This window comes from Micromonospora sp. NPDC051141 (assembly GCF_044455765.1).
Taxonomy (GTDB): domain Bacteria; phylum Actinomycetota; class Actinomycetes; order Mycobacteriales; family Micromonosporaceae; genus Micromonospora.
In genome coordinates this window covers 148,028-164,548 of the sequence record NZ_JBITFD010000012.1, presented here as the reverse complement: position 1 = coordinate 164,548, position 16,521 = coordinate 148,028, and the positions used below count along the sequence as shown (strand labels likewise).

The following is a 16,521-nucleotide window of genomic DNA, read 5'->3' as shown; positions in this document are numbered from 1 at the left end:
TCTCAATCCGTGGGGGGGGTGGGGGCGGGGGCCGCCCCCCCCCGGGGGGGCGCGCCCCCCCCGGCGGGGGGGGGGCCCCCCGGCGCCGCTTCCGTTCCGGGTCAGGCCGGCCCGACCCGGCGCCGTTTCCGGGTCAGACCGACGCGGCGCGTTCCGCCGTGGAGCGGCACACGCAGAACTCGTTGCCCTCCGGGTCGGCGAGCACCACCCAGCCGCTGCCGTCCGGCCGGCGCCGGTCGGCGACAAGCGTCGCGCCGAGTTCGCGCAGCCGGACGACCTCGGTGTCCCGGGTGCCCTCGGCCGGCTGGAGGTCGAGGTGGAACGCGCCCTTGCGGTGACGCTCACCCACCTCGACGAAGAGCAGGTCGGGGCCGTGCCCGTCGGGCGAGACGAGGACGGCCTCCGGGTCACCCGGGTGGTCGTCGGCGTGCCGCTCGCGGTCGAGCACCCGGCCCCACCAGCCGGCCAGGGCGTACGGGTCGTCGGACTCCACTGTCACGCAGTGGATGTGTGCACTCACGATGTTTCCTCCGATGGGGAATGCGCCCCGGCGGAGTGCGCGGGTCAGCGGGGAACGCGGGGCGCGGGATTGTTGAGAACGGACATCACCACACCCCCTTCCACCTCTCGGCTGACGTGATGATCCTGCCATGAATCCTGCCCGGGTGGTGAGAGGGGCCCCTTCTCTACCGCAAACGTTGAGAAGGGGCCCCGCCTTGCACCGCTCAGGGGGCGAGGAACACCGCCTTGGCGCGCCAGTCGACGCCGTCGACGGTGGGGCCGCTGCGGACGGTGAACGTCGCGGTCGGCGCGCCGTTGAGCCAGTCCGTCGCCGACAGGTCACCGGTGCTCCGGTTGACCTTGTAGAGCGTGCCGCCGGCCAGGAACACCGCGCCCGCGTCGGCGAGCCCGCCCGCGCCGGCCACCGTGAACCGGTCCGCGCCGACCGTGCCGCTGTCCGGGGTGAACCAGCGCCAGAACAGGCCGCTCTGCCCGGCGAGCGTGTAGTAGAGCCGACCGCCGGAGTGGAACATGCCTGTCACGTTGGGGATCTCGGCGTAGAAGCCGGTGGTCACCCCGGCGTACGTCTGGTCGGCCGGCCCGGAGTCGGTCACCACCGTGTCCCAGTAGGCGTCGTGGTACGGGTCGACGAGCGACGGCGTGCCGAACGTGGTGCCGTCGAACGTGCGCCGCCACAGCGCGCCGTCCATGCCGTAGAACAGCGTGCCGCCGACCCAGAACGCGCCCCGCGCGGTGGACCACGCGGTGTTGTCCGGGTTCGCCACCGGGCTCGGCGCGCCGACCGTGGTCGTCCCGTCGTACGAGCGGGCCTGCACCTCGTCCCCGGTGCCGGCCGGCGGGGCGCCGGTCTTGACGATCTCGATGCCGTCGATCAGCGGGTTCTCCGTCACGTGGCGGAACTCCAGGTCGACGCTGCCGTCGCTGACCACGGTGAACTCGTGCATGGTGCCCACGTTGTGCCCGGGGGCGGCGGACAGCTCGAGGTCGTCGAGGACGGTGGCGCCCTCCAGCGCCACGTCGAAGACGCGGGCGCCGACGGCGGCGGTGCCGTCGTACCGGTTGGCCAGGTAGAGCCGGACCCGCACCTCGGTACCGGTGGGCACCGGGAACTGCCAGGTCATCTCCGGCCCGCCGGCCGGGTCGTACCGTTCGTCGCTGTAGAGCGCGGCCGGTGTGCCGGCCGGCACGGTCGTGTCCAGCGCGCCCACCGCGGCGAAGCCGGCGGCCGAGCTGCCGCTGTTGTGGTACGGGCTGGGGTTGCCGCCGTCGTCGGCCGCCCAGTCCGGTCCGCCGTCGGTGGCGGCGACCAGCGGCCCGCCCGCGTTGACCCGGTACAGGACGTTGGTGGGCTTCGGCACGCCGGCCTGGTAGACCGTGCCGGGCAGGGTGGGCTCGGTGGTCGGGTGCGGGGCCGTGCCGCCGGCCAGCGGGAAGAACGCGATCCGCTCCCGGCGGTACTGGAAGTTGCCGATCCACGAGGTGTCGCCGCCCACCCACAGCCCGGCCGGGGTGACAAGCATCTCGGAGGCGCCGATGCCGCGCGGGTGGCGGCCCGGGTTCCAGGACAGCGGCAGGCCGGTACGCGGGTCGAGCGCGGCGATGCTGGCCCGGCCGACCGCGCCGGCCCGGGCGTTGTCGCCGCCGGCGCTGTTGTTCAGCCAGCGGAAGTGGCCGCCCACGTAGACGGCCTGCTCGCTGATCGCGACCGAGAGGAACGTGTCGCCGCCGGTGTAGTCGATCCAGGTGGGCTGCGCGTCGGTGGCGGTCGTGCCGCCCTCGAAGCGGGCCGCGGCGTCGCAGAGCGTGCCGCCGTTCGGCGCGCCGGTGGTGACCACCACGAAGTAGCTGCTGTCCGGCGCGTACGCGACGTCCCGCATGTACGAGTCGAACGCCCACCACGCGCAACGCGGCGTGTAGCGGCTGGTGTTCCAGTCGGCCACGGTGGCGGCGGTGGCGCCCAGGTCGAGCTGGACGATCTGGTCGTGCAGCACCCCGTCGGCCTTCTTGAAGTTGCCGATCACCACGAGCCGGGTGCCGTCCGGGGAGAGCGCCATCTTCTCCGCCCCGACGCCGGCGTTGGAGCCGCTGACCCCGTCGTAGTTGTGGTGCTCGGTCAGCGCGGTGGTCAGGTAGCCGTCGACCGCGCCGGTGGTGGCGTTGAGGGAGGCCAGCCCGCCGCGCGGGTTGGGGTTGCCGGCCGTGGTGAAGATGCCGCCGACCAGCAGCCGGGTACCGGCCAGCGCGATGTCGTTGACCAGCCCGTTGAACGCCGGCGGGGCGAAGCTGGTGACAAGCGCGCCGGTGGCGACGTTGAGCAGCGCCACCTTGCGTCGGGTCACCCCGTTGACGGTGTTGAACTTGCCGGCGACGAAGACCGTGCCGGCGGTCGGGCCGGCGACTACCGCGTACACCTCGTTGTCGACCGACGGCGCGAACGCGGTGTCGACCGTGCCGGTGGCCTTGTCGAAGGCGAGCAGGTAGTTGCGGGTGATGTCGGTGTCGGAGTTGCGGTTCTGCACGGTGCTGAACGAGCCGGCCACGATGATCTTCGAGCCGGCGTCGTGGATCGCGTCGACGGTGCCGTCCATGATGTCCGGCGAGGTGGTGGCCGGGACGCCCTTGACCACGGTGGTGTGGTTGGGCGCGGCGCCGGCGGGGGCGGCCGGGGCCAGGCCGGCCGCGGTCAACGCAACGGCGGCGAGGGCCGCGAGGGCGCGGCGGCGCGGCGGCGAGGGGTGGGTCACGGGCAGCTCCGTAGGTCGGGCGGTGAGGCGTGTCGCACCGCTCACCCTGAGCCACGCCCGCGGCGGCGTCCAGCGCGCGGCGAGCTTTCTGACCGACCACCGCGCCGCCACGCCCGACCACCGTCGCGGGCGGGCGGGACAGCGCGCCCGGCCGCACGAACAGGTGAGGGCGGGTGCCCGGCCGGGCGGTCGCGGATCGGCGGTCAGGTGGCCGACGGCGGGTCGGCCGACGGGAGCGTGACGGTCACCTCCAGACCGCCGCCGGGCTGCGGGACCGCCTTCACCGTGCCGCCGTGCGCGTCGCAGACCGCCCGGACGATGGACAGGCCGAGACCGGAGCCGCGCGCCCCGGTGCGTTCCTGCCCGCCGCGCCGGAACGGCTCGAACAGGCCGGGCACCTCGGCCGGGGCGACCTCGAAGCCGGTGTTCCCCACCACCAGCCAGGACCGCTGCCCGTCGGTGCCGGTGCGTACCCACATCCGGCCGTGCAGGTGGTTGTAGCGGACCGCGTTCTCCACCAGGTTGCCGGCCAGCCGGTCGAGCAGCCCCGGGTCGCCGACCACCGGCGCGGGACGCAGCGAGGTGTGCACCCGCAGGCCGATCCGCTCCACCTCGCGGGCCACCGCGGAGAGCGCGTTGGCGGTGCCGACGGCCAGGTCGCACTCGGCGCGGCGGGCCAACCGCCGGCCGGTCTGCGCCTCGCTGCGGGCCAGCACCAGCAGCGCGTCCACCAGGCCGTTGGCCCGCTCGGACGCCTCCCGCACCACGCCGGCCATCCGCCGGTACTCGGCCAGGTCCGCGTCGTCGTCGCTGAGCGTCACGTCGATCTCGGTACGCATCACCGCCAGCGGGGTCCGTAGCTCGTGGGAGGCGTTCGCGACGAACCGCTTCTGCGCCTCGAACGCGGCGGTGATCCGGTCCAGCATCGCGTCGAACGTCTCGGCCAGCTCGGCCACCTCGTCGTCCGCGCCGGACCACCCGATCCGCTCGTCGAGCGTGGTCTCGCCGAGCCGGCGGGCGGTGGCGGTGACCTGGTGCAGCGGGCGCAGCGCACGGCCGGCCACCAGGTACGCCCCGGCCACCCCGACGACGCTGATCGCCAGCAGCGCCAGCAGACCCTTGAACAGCAGCTCCCGGGACGCGGCGTCGACCAGTTGCCGCTGCCACTGCCCGGCGTCGAGGGTGCGGCCGTCGGTGAGCACCACCGTGGTGCCGGGCAGCAGCTCGTCGGTGGGGCGCAGCGCGTCCCGGACCAGCAGCCAGGCCAGCAGCACCAGGATCGCGCCGGCGCCGACCAGGAGCACGCCGTTGAGCAGCGTCAGCCGCAGCCGCAGCGTCGGCCGTACCCGCGCGGAGGTCACTTGGCGCGCTCGATCCGGTACCCCGCGCCGACCACGGTGTCGATCAGCGGCGGGTCGCCGAGTTTCTTGCGCAGCGTCATCACGGTGACCCGGACGATGGTGGTGAACGGGTCGGTGTTGGCGTCCCAGACCCGTTCCAGCAGTTCCTCGCTCGACACCACCGCGCCGCGGGCCCGGAGCAGCTCGGCGAGCACGCCGAACTCCTTGTTGGTCAGGTCGAGCGGCACGCCGCCCCGGGTCACCACCCGCCGGGCCGGGTCGAGTTCCAGGTCGGCCACCGCCAGCACCGGCGGCGCGGCCGGGGTGGCCCGCCGGCCCAACGCCTGCACCCGGGCCACCAGCTCGTCGAAGGCGAACGGCTTGGCCAGGTAGTCGTCGGCGCCGAGCTGCAACCCCTCGACCCGGTCGGCGACGGTCCCGCTCGCGGTCAGCATGAGCACCCGGGTCAGCGTGCCGGAGGCGGCCAGGTCGGCGCAGATCCGGTCGCCGTGCACGCCGGGCAGGTCCCGGTCCAGGACCACCACGTCGTAGCGGGTGACGAACGCCGCCTCGTGCCCGGCGTCGCCGTCGTAGGCGACATCCACCGCCATGCCGCGCTTGCGCAGCCCGCGCGCGATCGCGTCGGCGAGGTTGCGCTCGTCCTCGACCACCAGTACCCGCATTCCGGCCTCCCGCCTCGTGACCTCCCACAACCTAGTGCGCGGCGCCAACCGGACGGCACGGCCCGCCGTTGCAGAAAACCTTCGGGTACGCGATGCTCGCCGGCAACGATCGCCCACCGCCCCGGCTGCCGGCCGGGCCGAGCCGAGCGGAGCCGCCGATGACCGCCGCCGCCCCCGGCCGGAACGTCGCGTACCGCCGTTTCCGCTTCCCGGCGGACCGGGACCTGGGTCGCGCCGCCGGACTCTCCGCCGGCCCGGCCGGGCTGACGCTCGACGCGGACGGCCCCGGTCCCGCCGGGAACAACCCCACGCCCGACGCGGACGGGTCCACGGCCGAGGCGAGCGGACCCACGCCCGAGGCGAGCGGACCCACGCCCGACATGGACGGGTCCGCGCCCGAGGCGAGCGGACCCACGCCCGACACGGACGGGTCCGCGCCCGACGCGGCGGTCGACCGGCCGGCGCGGACCGATCCGGTTCCCGGGGTCGCCGCCGGAACCTGGACCTCGCCGGTGACGCAGGTCGGCTTCGCCGCCGCCGAACTGGTGCCGTCCTGGACCGCCGACACGCCGCCCGGCTGCTGGCTCCGGGTGGAGGTACGCGGCTGGGCGGGCGACGCGGCCACCACCGGCTGGTACGAGCTGGGCCACTGGGCGGCCGACGACGGCACGGTACGCCGCGCCTCGGTGCCCGGCCAGTCCGACGACCGGGCCCGGGTCGACGCGGACACGCTCCGGGTGACCGGGGCACGGGTGACCGGCTGGCAGGTCCGGGTGACGCTGCTGCGCCGGCCCGACGCGCCGGCCGGCCCGGTGCTGCGCACGGTCGGCGTGGTCGCCAGCGCCGGCAGTCACGTCCCGGCGTCCCCGCCGCCGGGGCACGTCGACAGCGGCCCGGCCGGCGGGGATGCGCACGACGACGCCGGGGCACCGGGCCGGGCGTGGGGGCGGGTGCTGGACGTGCCGCGGTACGCGCAGCGGCTGCACACCGGCGGGGAGACCCGCTGGGGTGGCGGCGGCGACTCCTGGTGCAGCCCCACCTGCGTGTCGATGGTGCTGGACTTCTGGGGCGCCGGCCCCACCCCGGACCGGTACGCCTGGGTCGACCCGCCCGGCCCCCGCCCGGTGGTGGTGCACGCCGCACGGCACTGCTACGACCACGCGTACGCGGGGGCCGGGAACTGGCCGTTCAACACCGCGTACGCGGCGACGCACGGGGTGGACGCGTTCGTCACCCGGCTGCGCTCGCTGGCGGAGGCGGAACGGTTCGTGGCCGCCGGCATCCCGCTGGTCGTCTCGGCGGCGTTCACCCGGGGGCAGGTCCCCGGGCTGGACTACGACACCCGGGGCCACCTGATCGTGCTGGCCGGCTTCACCACCGACGGCGACCCGGTGCTCAACGACCCGTACGCGCCGGACGACGAGCGGGTCCGCCGGACCGTGCCGCGTGCGGCGTTCGAGGCGGCCTGGCAGGCGGGCAGCGGTGGGATCGCGTACGTGCTGCGACCGGAGACGGTGCCGCTGCCGACGCCGCCCGCCCAGGCCAACTGGTGATCACCGCCGCGCCGGCCACACCGCCAGCCCGCCGGCCGGGCGCAGGCACACCAACGCCGTCCCGGCGTCCGCGCACTCGGCCCAGGAGCCGGGCAGGACCGCCCGCGGCCGTGCCTCGCCGGCCGGCACGTCCAGGTCACCGACGAGCGTCCGGTCCCCCGCGAGGTGACGGAGCCCGAGCAGCCTGAGCAACCGGCCGGACCCGTCGTCCCGCCCGCTGACCCGCCAGCGGCCCAGCCGCCCGAGTACCCGGCCGGTCGCCGGTTCCAGCACCGACAACTCCAGCTCCGGCCCGTCCCCCGCCTCGGCGGCGAGCAGCCGGTCGCCGACCGGCCCGAACCCCGCCCACCGCTCGTCCGTCCAGGCCGGACGGCCGGTGGCGGGGTCGAGCGCCTGCGCGTCGCCGACCTGGTCGTGGAGGCAGACCATGCCGGCGCAGTCGGTGAACCACGACCCGGCGCGCGGGTCCACCGGCACGCTCCAGCGCCGGTCCAGCCGGTCCACCCCGTACGCGGTGATCTCGCCGGAGACGCCCTCGACCAACAGCAGGCCGGCGACGACCTGCGCGAACCGGTAGGCGACACCGTCCGGCGCGGACGACACCCGGCCGGCGCGCACGCGGGCGCCCGAGTCCGCGTCGTGCACGGCCACCCGGCCGTCCGGCTCGATCAGCAGGAGCTGCGTCACGCCCCGGTCGTCCCGCCGGTACGCCACTCCCTGCGGGGGCACCGCCAGCGACCAGCGCGTCGCGCCGGAGACCGGGTCGACGGCGAGCACCCGGCCCGTCCCGCCCGGCCGTGGGTTCTCGAACAGCACCCCGCCGGACGCGGTCGGGACCGGGTAGCCGACCTGCTGCCAGCGCACCGCGCCGGTCGCCGGGTCGAGCAGCGTGGCGCGAGCGTCGCCGACCCCGGTCGGGCTGCTCGACACCAGCAGGCCGCCGGCCGCGCCGGTCAGCCCCAGCACGCGGTCCCCGGCGGGCAGCGCGAACCGCCACGCCGGCGCGCCTGCGGTGAGCCGGTAGCCGGTGACCACCCGACCGCCCTGGTGGAGCGCGCTCGGACCGTCCGCCACCATCAGCCGGCCCGCCAGCACCACGAAGAGGGCATCCGGCGCGGCGGGCACCCGGACCGGTGCCGGCGGCCGGGCCGGCGCCGCCGCGCCGGCCAGCGTGAGCAGCAGGCACCCGAGCGCCACCGCGCGGGCGGCCCGGCCCGGCGGTCGCCGCGGCGGCGCGGGCAGCGGCTCGTCGTCGTCCTCGGGACGGCGCAGCTCGCCCAGCTCGATGACCGGGCTCACGGCAGCCGCCGTACGGTGAAGTCGCCGCCCCGCTCACGACAGACCAGCAGCATCCGGCCGACGGTGCAGTCGGTGGCGGTCAGCACGTCCCGCACCACGGGTGGCCCGCCGGACAGATCCGGCTCGGCGAGGAGCCGCCGGTCGCCGCCCAGCGGCCGGGTCAGGAACAGCCGGTCACCGTTCTCGCCCTGCGGGAGCACGTCCCAGTCGCCGAGCTCGGCGATCAGCCGGCCGTCCGACTCCGCCAGCACCGACAGGCCCTCGCCGCCCTCCCGGCCGGCGGCGACCAGCAGGCGACCGCCCTCGGCCCGGAGCACGCTCGACCACAGGTCGCTGGCCCAGCGCACCGCGCCGGTGGCCGGGTCCAGCGCCCACATCCCGCCGGTCTGCCGGCCGGCGCAGAGCAGTGACCCGCACGGTTCCAGGTAACCGACCAACGGCAGCTCGGCGGTCCAGCGCGGCCGGAGCGTGTCCATCTCGAAGGCGGTGACGACATCGCCGGCCAACCGGGTCTCCAGGAACAGCCGGCCCGCGCCCTGCATGGCGCGGGCGCCGGGCACCTCCCCCGGATGCAGGTCGCGAGCGGCCAGCCGGTCGCCGGTCGCCGCGTCCAGCACCACCGTCTCGCCGGCGGCCGGCAGCAGCAGGATCCGGTCCACCCCGGACCGGCCGTAGCTGAACTGCACGTCCCGACCGGTGGTGGGCGCGGTCCAGAGCGTGCGCCCGTCGGCCACCGCCAACCGGCGGACCGACTGGGGACCCGGCCCGCCGGACGGGCGCAGCAGCAGCGCGTCGCCGGCCGGGAACACCACGCCGTCCTGCCGCCAGCGCGGTGCGCCGGTGCCCGCGTCGAACACCGTCGTCTCCCAGCGGACGCCGTTTCCGGCCGGGCCGACGGCCAGCACCCGCCCGCCCTGCTCCCAGACCGCGACCACGTCGTCGACACCGTCCACCCGGGCCCGCCACCGCTCCCGCCCCGTCCGGTACGCGACGACGTCCCAGCCCGGGGCCGACGCGGCGCGCCGCACCACGTACACCCGGTCGTCGGAGAGGAACGCGGAGGCCCCCGTGCCGCCGGGGATCGTGACCGGCCCGGACCGGGCCGGTGGCGCGGCGGCAGCGAGCGTGACCAGCGCCACCAGCAGCGTTACCGCGACGCGGAACGGGCGGCCGACCGCCCGCGGCGGGCGGGGCACGGCGTCGGGCGCCGCGTCGTCGCCGCGCAGGTCACCCAGATCGATGACGGCCACGACCACCCCTCTCCGCGCCGCCGGACCGCGGCCCGACCGTGACCGGACCGACGCCGGACCGCCTGTACGATGGCCCGTCGTGGCCGTGCCGGTGGTGGACCCCTCGCTGAACTCCTCATCCGTCGAGGTGGACGCCGTCACGGCGGATCCGCCGCGACGGCCCCGTCGCCGGCCGGCGCGCGCCGACCTGCTGGCCCTCGGAGCCTATGCGTTGCTCGGCGTTCTCGTCTGCCTCAACTACTGGGGCGACGTGCAGCACCGGGTGTCCTCGCACCTGCCGACCGACCACAGCTGGTTCGAGTGGCTGTTCGCGCACGGCGCGTACTCGGTGCGGCACCTGGAGAACCCGCTGTTCACCGCCCGGCAGAACGCGCCGGACGGGGTCAACATGATGGCGAACACCTCGCTGCTCGGGGTGACGCTGCCGCTCGCGCCGTTGACCATGCTGTTCGGTCCACAGGTGATGTACGCGCTCTATCTGGGCGCGGCGTTGTCGGCGACGGCCGCGACGTCGTACTGGACGCTGTCGCGGCACCTGGTCCGCTCCCGCGGCGCGGCGTTCGTCGGCGGCGCGTTCCTCGGGTTCGCCCCGGGCATCGTGCACCACGCCAACGGGCAGCCGAACTTCGTGTCGAACTTCCTGCTCCCGCTGATCGTGGCCCGGGTGCTCCGGCTCGGCGAGCCGGGCCGCTGGCGACGTAACGGGGTGGCGCTCGGGCTGCTGGTGGCGTACCAGATCTTCATCAACGAGGAGATGCTGCTGCTCACGGCGCTGGCCTGCCTGGTCGTCGTGCTGGCCTACGCGGTGCAACGGCCGCGTGGGACGCGGGCGCGGGCCGGGTCCTTCCTGGCCGCGATCTCCGTCGGCGGCGGGGTGGCGCTGCTGCTCACCGCGTACCCGATCTGGTTCCAGTTCAACGGCCCGCAGTCCTACCGGGGGTTGCAGGGCGGCGTCTTCCACAACTGGGGCGAGGACCTGATGGCCTTCGTCACGTTCGCCCGGGACACCGTGGCCGGGGACGAGGCGGTGGAGAAGACCATCGGCCTGACCGAGCAGAACACCTGGTTCGGCTGGCCGCTGGTGCTGGTCGCGCTGGCCGCGTTGGGGCTGCTGGTCCGCCGGTCGGTGCCGGCCCGGATCCTGGCCGTGCTGGTGGTGCTCTTCACGATCGCCTCGATCGGGCCCGTGGTGCGGTTCGACGGCGTGGAGACAAGTGTGGCCGGCCCGTGGGCGTACGTGCCGGACGACCTGCCGCTCGTCGAGATGATGATGCCGACCCGGTTGAGCCTGGTGGTGGTGGCCGCCGTGGGCGTGCTGCTCGCGCTGGCCTGGGACGCGTTGTCCCGCGCCGGCCGGCCCCGGACCGCCCCGGTGCCGGCACCCCGCGCCGGCGACCACGACAACGACCCGACCGACGCCGCACGGACCGACGCCGCCCGGATCGACGACAGGCCGACCGACGCCGGGCCGACCGACGACGCCGGCGACGCGGGCCGGACCGTATCCGGCCGGCGGCGGGCGCTGCGCCTGGTCGGGTACGCCGCGATCGTGGCCGCCCTGCTGCCGCTGGTGCCGCGCCCGCTGCCGGCGCAGCGGATGGACCCGCCGCCGCACTTCATCACCGCCGGTGGCTGGCGGCCGTTCGTGCCGGCCGGCCGGACGCTGGTGCCGGTGCCGATCCCGAGCAACGTGCACGGGCTGCCGACGCTGCGCTGGAGCGCGCTGACCGGGCAGGAGTTCCCCATTCCGGGTGGCTACTTCATCGGCCCGAACGAGCTGGGCGAGGGCGTGTTCGGCGCCCCGAACCGCCCGACCAGCACGCTGATCTACGCCACCATGGACCGCAACGAGCTGCCCGAGATCACCGCGGAGAACCGCCGGCAGGCCGTCGAGGATCTGCGCTTCTGGCGGGCGTCGGTGGTGGTGCTCGGCGCCGGGCCGCGCGAGGCGGTGCTGCGTGACCTGGTGACCGCGCTGCTCGGCCCCCCGCAGCGGATCGACGACGTCTGGCTCTGGGACGTGCGCGACCGCGTGTAAGGCGGGGGCCCCGCCTAACCGGCGGCGCGGGCGGTCAGCCACCGAGCAGCGCGCGGACGTCCCACAGGTGCCCGCCGGGGACGTCCCGCCCGGGCCCGACCAGGGCGTCCACGGTGACGCGTACCGGGTCGCCGGGTGACGAGTCGGCCTGCACCAGCGCCGCCGCCCGCCAGTGCCGCAGGTCCTCGACCGCCTGCCGGCGTTCCGCGTCGCCCACCGGCGGCACCTGGCCGGTCTCGGCGGCCCGGCGCAGCAGGAACGACGTGGGACGGTCCGGCGCGCCCCACCGGGCGGTCGGGTCGGCGGCCGAGCGCGGCCCGATAAAGTAGCCGCCCGGCGCGTCGAAGGCCAGCCCGGCGCGCGCCGACCAGAACATGGCCGGGCTGACCGCCGCGCCGGTGACCGGGGGCACCGGCACCAGCGTCCGCCCCGGCGGGACGTACGCCCGCCAGCCGCCGCCGGTCACCACGGCCGGCACCGGCGGGACCGGCACGGTGCGGATCGGGGTCGGGACGAGCGGCAGCAGCGCGGCGGCGACCGCGCCGGCCCACAGCGCCCGCCCGCGTGCGGCGCCGCCCGGGACCCGGTCCACCGCCAGCGCCAGCAGCACCCCCAGCACCGGTACGCAGACCAGCGCGAACCGCGCCGGCACCACCAGGTCCAGCAGCGGCACGCCGGCGAGCAGCCGGTACGGGCCGGGCAGCCCGGTGTCGTGCCGCCCCACGACCACGGTGGTGCCGAGCGACAGCAGCGCGAACAGCAGGCCGCACGCGGCGAGCGCACGCACCAGCGGTCGCCGCCACAGCCGTACCGCCACCAGCAGCGCCAGCAACGGCAGGAACGGGCCGAAGAACGAGTTCTGTTCGGTCGGGTTCGGCGACAGCAGCCCGGCCCGGTGCCCGTCCCCGCCCACGGTCTGCCGGGCGGTGGCGGTGAACGAGGCCAGGTCCAACCGGTAGCCGCGGGTGTGGAACGGCATCCCGGTGTAGTGGCCGGGGCCGAGGAACTGCACCCACAGCGGGTACGCCAGCAGCACGCCGGCAACGAGCGCGCCGAGGCCCAACCGGCGCGCCACCACGGGCGCCAGCCGGCGGGCGGTCTCCCGGTCGGCCAGCGCGTACGCCCCGGCCAGCACGCCGGCGGCCAGCGCCAGGAAGACCAGCACCTCCTCGCCGAGGAAGACCTGGTACGCGACCGCGAGCCCGAGCAGCACGCCGTCGCGCCGGACCCGGTCGGTGGCCGGCCGGAACACCAGCGCGAGGATCACCGGGACCAGGAACTGGGCGGCCATGTGCAGGTGCGCCCCGGCCTGCGCCACCATGCCCGGGGCGAACCCGCAGACCAGGCCGCCCACCGCGGCGGCGGCCCGGGAGCGGACCAGCCGCCGGGCCAGCAGCGCGTACCAGGCGGTGGCGGTGCCGGCGAGGCTGAGCGCCACCGCGACCAGGAACGCGGCCTGGCTGCCGAACGCCACGGTGACCGGGGTGAGCGGCACGCCCAGCCCGAGCACCGAGGTGTTGGCCATCAGGTTCACCCCGTGCGGGGCGTTGAGCGCGGCGCTGTGCAGCGGGTTCTCGCCCTCGGTCACCGCGCGGGCGGCCCGGGCCAGCATCCATTCGAACAGCATCTGGTCGCCGGCCTGGTGGAACAGCCGGTCCGGGCGGCGCCACTGGTCGGCGGTGAGCAGCACGGCCAGGGCGAGGTAGCCGGCCACCACGAGCGCGTCGACCGGCCGGGGCCACCACCGCCGCCGGGGCGCGGGCCCGGACCGGGCCGCCGGGCTCAGGCGGACCGGTCGGTCAGTGTCCGGACGTCCCACACCCACACGTCCAGCTCCTGCCGGGCCGGCCCGACCAGTTGCTCCACGGTGCGCCGCAGCGGCTCGGCGTTCTGCTCGTCGAGCGGCAGCACCACCACCGCCGCGTTCCAGTGCCGCAGCTCGTCCAGGAAGCGACGGCGCTGCCGGTCGTCGAGTTTCGGCGTACGCCCGGTGGACGCCACGTCGGCGAGCATCTCGCCGATGCCGCTACGCCGGCCGCCGAAGCGGCCCGGGTCGCCGGTGACGCCGTTGCGCGGCGCGAGGAAGTAGCCGCCGGGGATCTTGAACGCCAGGTCGGTGCTGGCCGCCCAGCGCATCGGGTCGGTGTTGCCCATCGCCGGCACCGGCACGGAGACCAGCGTCTGGTCCGGCCCGACGTACTGCCGCCACCGGTCGGCGGTGATGAACTCCGGCACCGGCGGTCGGGTGGTGACCCGTAGCGGCATCGGCGCGATCGGCAGCAGCGCGAAGACCAGGCCGGCGGCGGTCAGCGTCCGCGCGGTCCGCCGCTCCACCCCGCGCAGCACCCAGGCGCTGCGCACCGCGTACGCCAGCAGGACCGCCACCGTCACGCTGGTGATCAGGCCGAACCGGGTCGGCACCACGGCGTCCAGCAGCGGCAGCCGCACCAGCAGCTCCCACGGGCCGGTCACCAGTTCCCGGTCCCACCAGGAGATCCGCTCACCGAGCGAGAGCACCGCGAAGAACAGCCCGGTCGCGGCCAGCGCCCGGACCACCACGTCCCGGCGCAGCCAGACGACGATGCCGACGGCCAGCAGCGACAGGCTCCAGCCGAAGAACGCGTTCTCCTCCGAGTAGTTCGGGGCCAGGTTGACGTTGGCCCGCTCGTTGCCGCCGAACGTGGGCGAGCCGGGGGCGACGAACGCGGCGATGTCGTTGCCGTAGTCGCGGACCGCGTCGCTGAGCCCGTGGTACGCCATCGGGCCGGCGAACTGCACCCAGAGCGGGTACGCCAGCAACGCGCCGGCCAGCACCGCGCAGACCGCCAGGCCGGTGCCGAGCGGTCGCCACGCGGTGGCCCACCGGTCCCGCTGCTGCACCAGCACGGCCAGCAGGAACACCCCGAGCGCCAGCGCGGTGAAGAGCAGGATCTCCTCGTTGATGAACGCCTGCACCACGACGAGCAGGGCGAGCAGCGCGCCGTCGCGGACCGGCCGGGTCGACCGGGTCAGCACCAGCACCCGCCAGACGATGAACGGCAGCAGGAACTGGCTGATGATGTTCGGGTGCCAGTTGGCGTGCGACAGCATCGCCGGCGAGAACCCGCAGAACCAGGCGCCGACCGCGGCGGCCGGCCGGTGCCGGACCAGGTGCCGGGAGAGCACCCGGTACCAGGCGGCGGCGGTGCCGCACAGGCCGAGCGTGACAAGCGTGACGAAGGAGACCGCCGGTCCGAACAGGAGCGTCACCGGCACCATCGGGATGCCGAGCGCCAGGATGGCGGTGTTCGCCATCAGGTTGACCCCGTCGGGGTAGTTGAACTGCTCGGTGAAGAACGGGAACTCGCCGTGCAGCACCACCCGCACCGAGTGGGCCAGGAAGAACTGCACCTGGGCGGGGTCGCTGCTGTAGAGCGCGGCCACCCGGCCGGCCGGGTCGGCCCAGATGCCGCTGGTCACCCAGATCGCGGCGAGCAGGAAGGCGGCGTACACCACCAGGTCGATGCGGCGGCGCGTCCACCGCCACCGCCACCGGCGTCGGGCGGCCGGCGCGGCCTCCTCGGTGGTGGATGCGGCCGGCGGTTCGGCCCGGGTGACCGGCGGTGGGGGGTCGAGGGTGACGGATCGGGAGCCCGTCGGGGCGGCGGCGGCCGGCGTCGAGGCGCCGCGGGTCTCGGCAGGCGTCACAGTCGGCGGAGTCTACCGGAGCCGGATATTGAGCCACGAATCGCACGTCACGTTCCGCGACGAACGGGTGAGCCGGGCTCCGCCCGGTGACCGCGCGTCTCGTACCATGTGGGCTTCCGACCGACGACCGGCGAGGGGATCAGTGTGGTTTCAGCCCGCCGAAACGCGGTGACGGGCGCCGCGCTGGCAGCGTTGGCACTGGCCACAGCCGGTTGCGGGCCGGTGACCGAGCGGCAGCCGACGACCCTGCGGGTCGGCTACGACAGCCTGGACGGCTCGCTTCCGGTCTGGCCGCCACGCGGCAGCCTCGCCGGTGACGCCGCCGCCACCGCCGCGATCACCGCTGCGGTGCGTGACTGGCGCTCGCCCGTCGACGACCGGGTCCACCTGCCCTCCTCCGGCATCCTCTTCTCCGGCGAGGTGGCCGGCACGCCGCTGGCGCTGGTCGCCGCCGACGTGCCCGGCGAGGCCGCCTCCTGGCTGCTGCAACTGGACCGGGACGGGCAGCGGTGGCGGGTGTCGCACGCCACCGAGTACACCGAGGCCGGTTACCTGGTCTATGCCGACGTGCTGCCGGTCCGGCAACCCACCGGGCGCCGCTACCTCACCTCCGCCCGCGTCGAACGCCTGCTCGGCCCGGACGGCCGCACGGTGCCCGGCGCCGACGGCATCACCGAGCCGGTCGCGGTGCCGGCCTGCCGGGCCGTCGAGCTGACCGCGACGCTGCGGCCCACGCCGTCGCTGCCGCGCGGCCGGGCCGCGGACCGCGTCCTCGACCTGGGTACGGCCACCGAAGCGCCCCGCTACCCGCTGGTACGCGACGAGACCGGTGCCGGCAAACGCGCCCTGACCGGCCTGGACACCTGCGCGCTGACCGGCGCACGGGGCCCGTTCGGCAGCGTCCCGCGCCGTCTCGGCGACCGGGAGGCGCCCCGTTCCGTGCCCGAGTCCTGGCCGATGGCGAAGATCGCCACGCGCTCGCTGGGCGAGGTGGCGCTCGGCGGCGGCGAGCCGGGCGACCTGGAACAGTTGAGTTGGGACAGTCCCACCGGGACGATGACCGCCGTGCTCTACCGCCCGGCCGGCGGCGGTACGCCCGTCGTCTCCCCGGCCGACCGGTCCACCACGCTCCAGGCGTACCCCCTGCCGGTGCCGGGCCAGCCGCTCGCGGTGCTCACCTGGCGCACCCGGGACGCCTCGTTCGCCGCGCCGCCCGGCACCACCCGCCTGGTCGACCGTCCGGGCCTGGTGGTGGTCGAGCAGACCGACGCCAAGCAGACGTTCAGCCTGGCCGGCACCGAGAAGACCTGGTACCGCTCCCTCTCCGCCCCCCGCTGACCCCAGCACGTGGGTGATCAAGGAGTTCGCGTCACCGCGAAGATCGATTCCGACGCAAACTCCTTGA

Annotated in this window: 11 protein-coding genes; 3 read left to right on the top strand and 8 right to left on the bottom strand. The window is 75.6% G+C overall.

The annotated features are described in order from the left end of the window. Window positions 1-133: 133 nt before the first annotated feature. The 4 genes from ACIA6B_RS22905 to ACIA6B_RS22890 all read right to left on the bottom strand — a co-directional run bounded on the left by ACIA6B_RS22905 (window position 134) and on the right by ACIA6B_RS22890 (window position 5,289). A complete protein-coding gene (locus ACIA6B_RS22905; protein WP_396776121.1) occupies window positions 134-520 on the bottom strand; it encodes a VOC family protein in 387 nt (128 codons plus the stop codon). A 205-nt stretch (window positions 521-725) separates the two neighbouring features. Continuing rightward, entirely contained in the window at window positions 726-3,266 is a 2,541-nt protein-coding gene (locus ACIA6B_RS22900; protein ID WP_396776119.1) for a malectin domain-containing carbohydrate-binding protein, read from the bottom strand. 203 nt (window positions 3,267-3,469) lie between these two features. Next, a complete protein-coding gene (locus ACIA6B_RS22895; protein WP_396776118.1) occupies window positions 3,470-4,627 on the bottom strand; it encodes a sensor histidine kinase in 1,158 nt (385 codons plus the stop codon). Then, on the bottom strand, window positions 4,624-5,289 hold the full coding sequence (locus ACIA6B_RS22890) for a response regulator transcription factor (RefSeq protein WP_281935301.1): 666 nt from the start codon (window positions 5,287-5,289) through the stop codon (window positions 4,624-4,626). Before ACIA6B_RS22890 ends, ACIA6B_RS22895 begins: the two co-directional genes overlap by 4 nt. A gap of 68 nt (window positions 5,290-5,357) precedes the next feature. On the opposite strand from ACIA6B_RS22890, the gene ACIA6B_RS22885 reads away from it, so the two are divergent. Beyond that, window positions 5,358-6,842 carry a C39 family peptidase gene (locus ACIA6B_RS22885; protein ID WP_396776116.1) on the top strand — a complete coding sequence of 495 codons (1,485 nt, stop codon included), beginning with the start codon at window positions 5,358-5,360 and terminating at the stop codon, window positions 6,840-6,842. Here the strand turns inward: ACIA6B_RS22885 and ACIA6B_RS22880 are convergent, their stop codons facing one another. Then, window positions 6,843-8,141, bottom strand: coding sequence for a PQQ-binding-like beta-propeller repeat protein (locus tag ACIA6B_RS22880; RefSeq protein WP_396776114.1), 1,299 nt, complete (start codon window positions 8,139-8,141; stop codon window positions 6,843-6,845). It abuts the gene before it with no gap. Next, window positions 8,138-9,391 (bottom strand): PQQ-binding-like beta-propeller repeat protein, encoded by a 1,254-nt coding sequence (locus ACIA6B_RS22875; RefSeq protein WP_396776113.1) that lies wholly within the window; start codon window positions 9,389-9,391, stop codon window positions 8,138-8,140. Before ACIA6B_RS22875 ends, ACIA6B_RS22880 begins: the two co-directional genes overlap by 4 nt. Before the next feature lie 79 nt (window positions 9,392-9,470). Here ACIA6B_RS22875 and ACIA6B_RS22870 point away from each other — a divergent pair, with 79 nt between their 5' ends. Beyond that, window positions 9,471-11,429, top strand: a complete 1,959-nt coding sequence (locus tag ACIA6B_RS22870) for a hypothetical protein (RefSeq protein ID WP_396776111.1) — start codon at window positions 9,471-9,473, stop codon at window positions 11,427-11,429. A gap of 34 nt (window positions 11,430-11,463) precedes the next feature. Here the strand turns inward: ACIA6B_RS22870 and ACIA6B_RS22865 are convergent, their stop codons facing one another. After that, window positions 11,464-13,254 (bottom strand): hypothetical protein, encoded by a 1,791-nt coding sequence (locus tag ACIA6B_RS22865; protein WP_396776110.1) that lies wholly within the window; start codon window positions 13,252-13,254, stop codon window positions 11,464-11,466. Next, a complete protein-coding gene (locus tag ACIA6B_RS22860; protein WP_396776245.1) occupies window positions 13,212-14,933 on the bottom strand; it encodes a hypothetical protein in 1,722 nt (573 codons plus the stop codon). Before ACIA6B_RS22860 ends, ACIA6B_RS22865 begins: the two co-directional genes overlap by 43 nt. 327 nt (window positions 14,934-15,260) lie before the next feature. On the opposite strand from ACIA6B_RS22860, the gene ACIA6B_RS22855 reads away from it, so the two are divergent. Then, window positions 15,261-16,454, top strand: coding sequence for a hypothetical protein (locus ACIA6B_RS22855; RefSeq protein ID WP_396776108.1), 1,194 nt, complete (start codon window positions 15,261-15,263; stop codon window positions 16,452-16,454). Window positions 16,455-16,521: the final 67 nt, after the last annotated feature.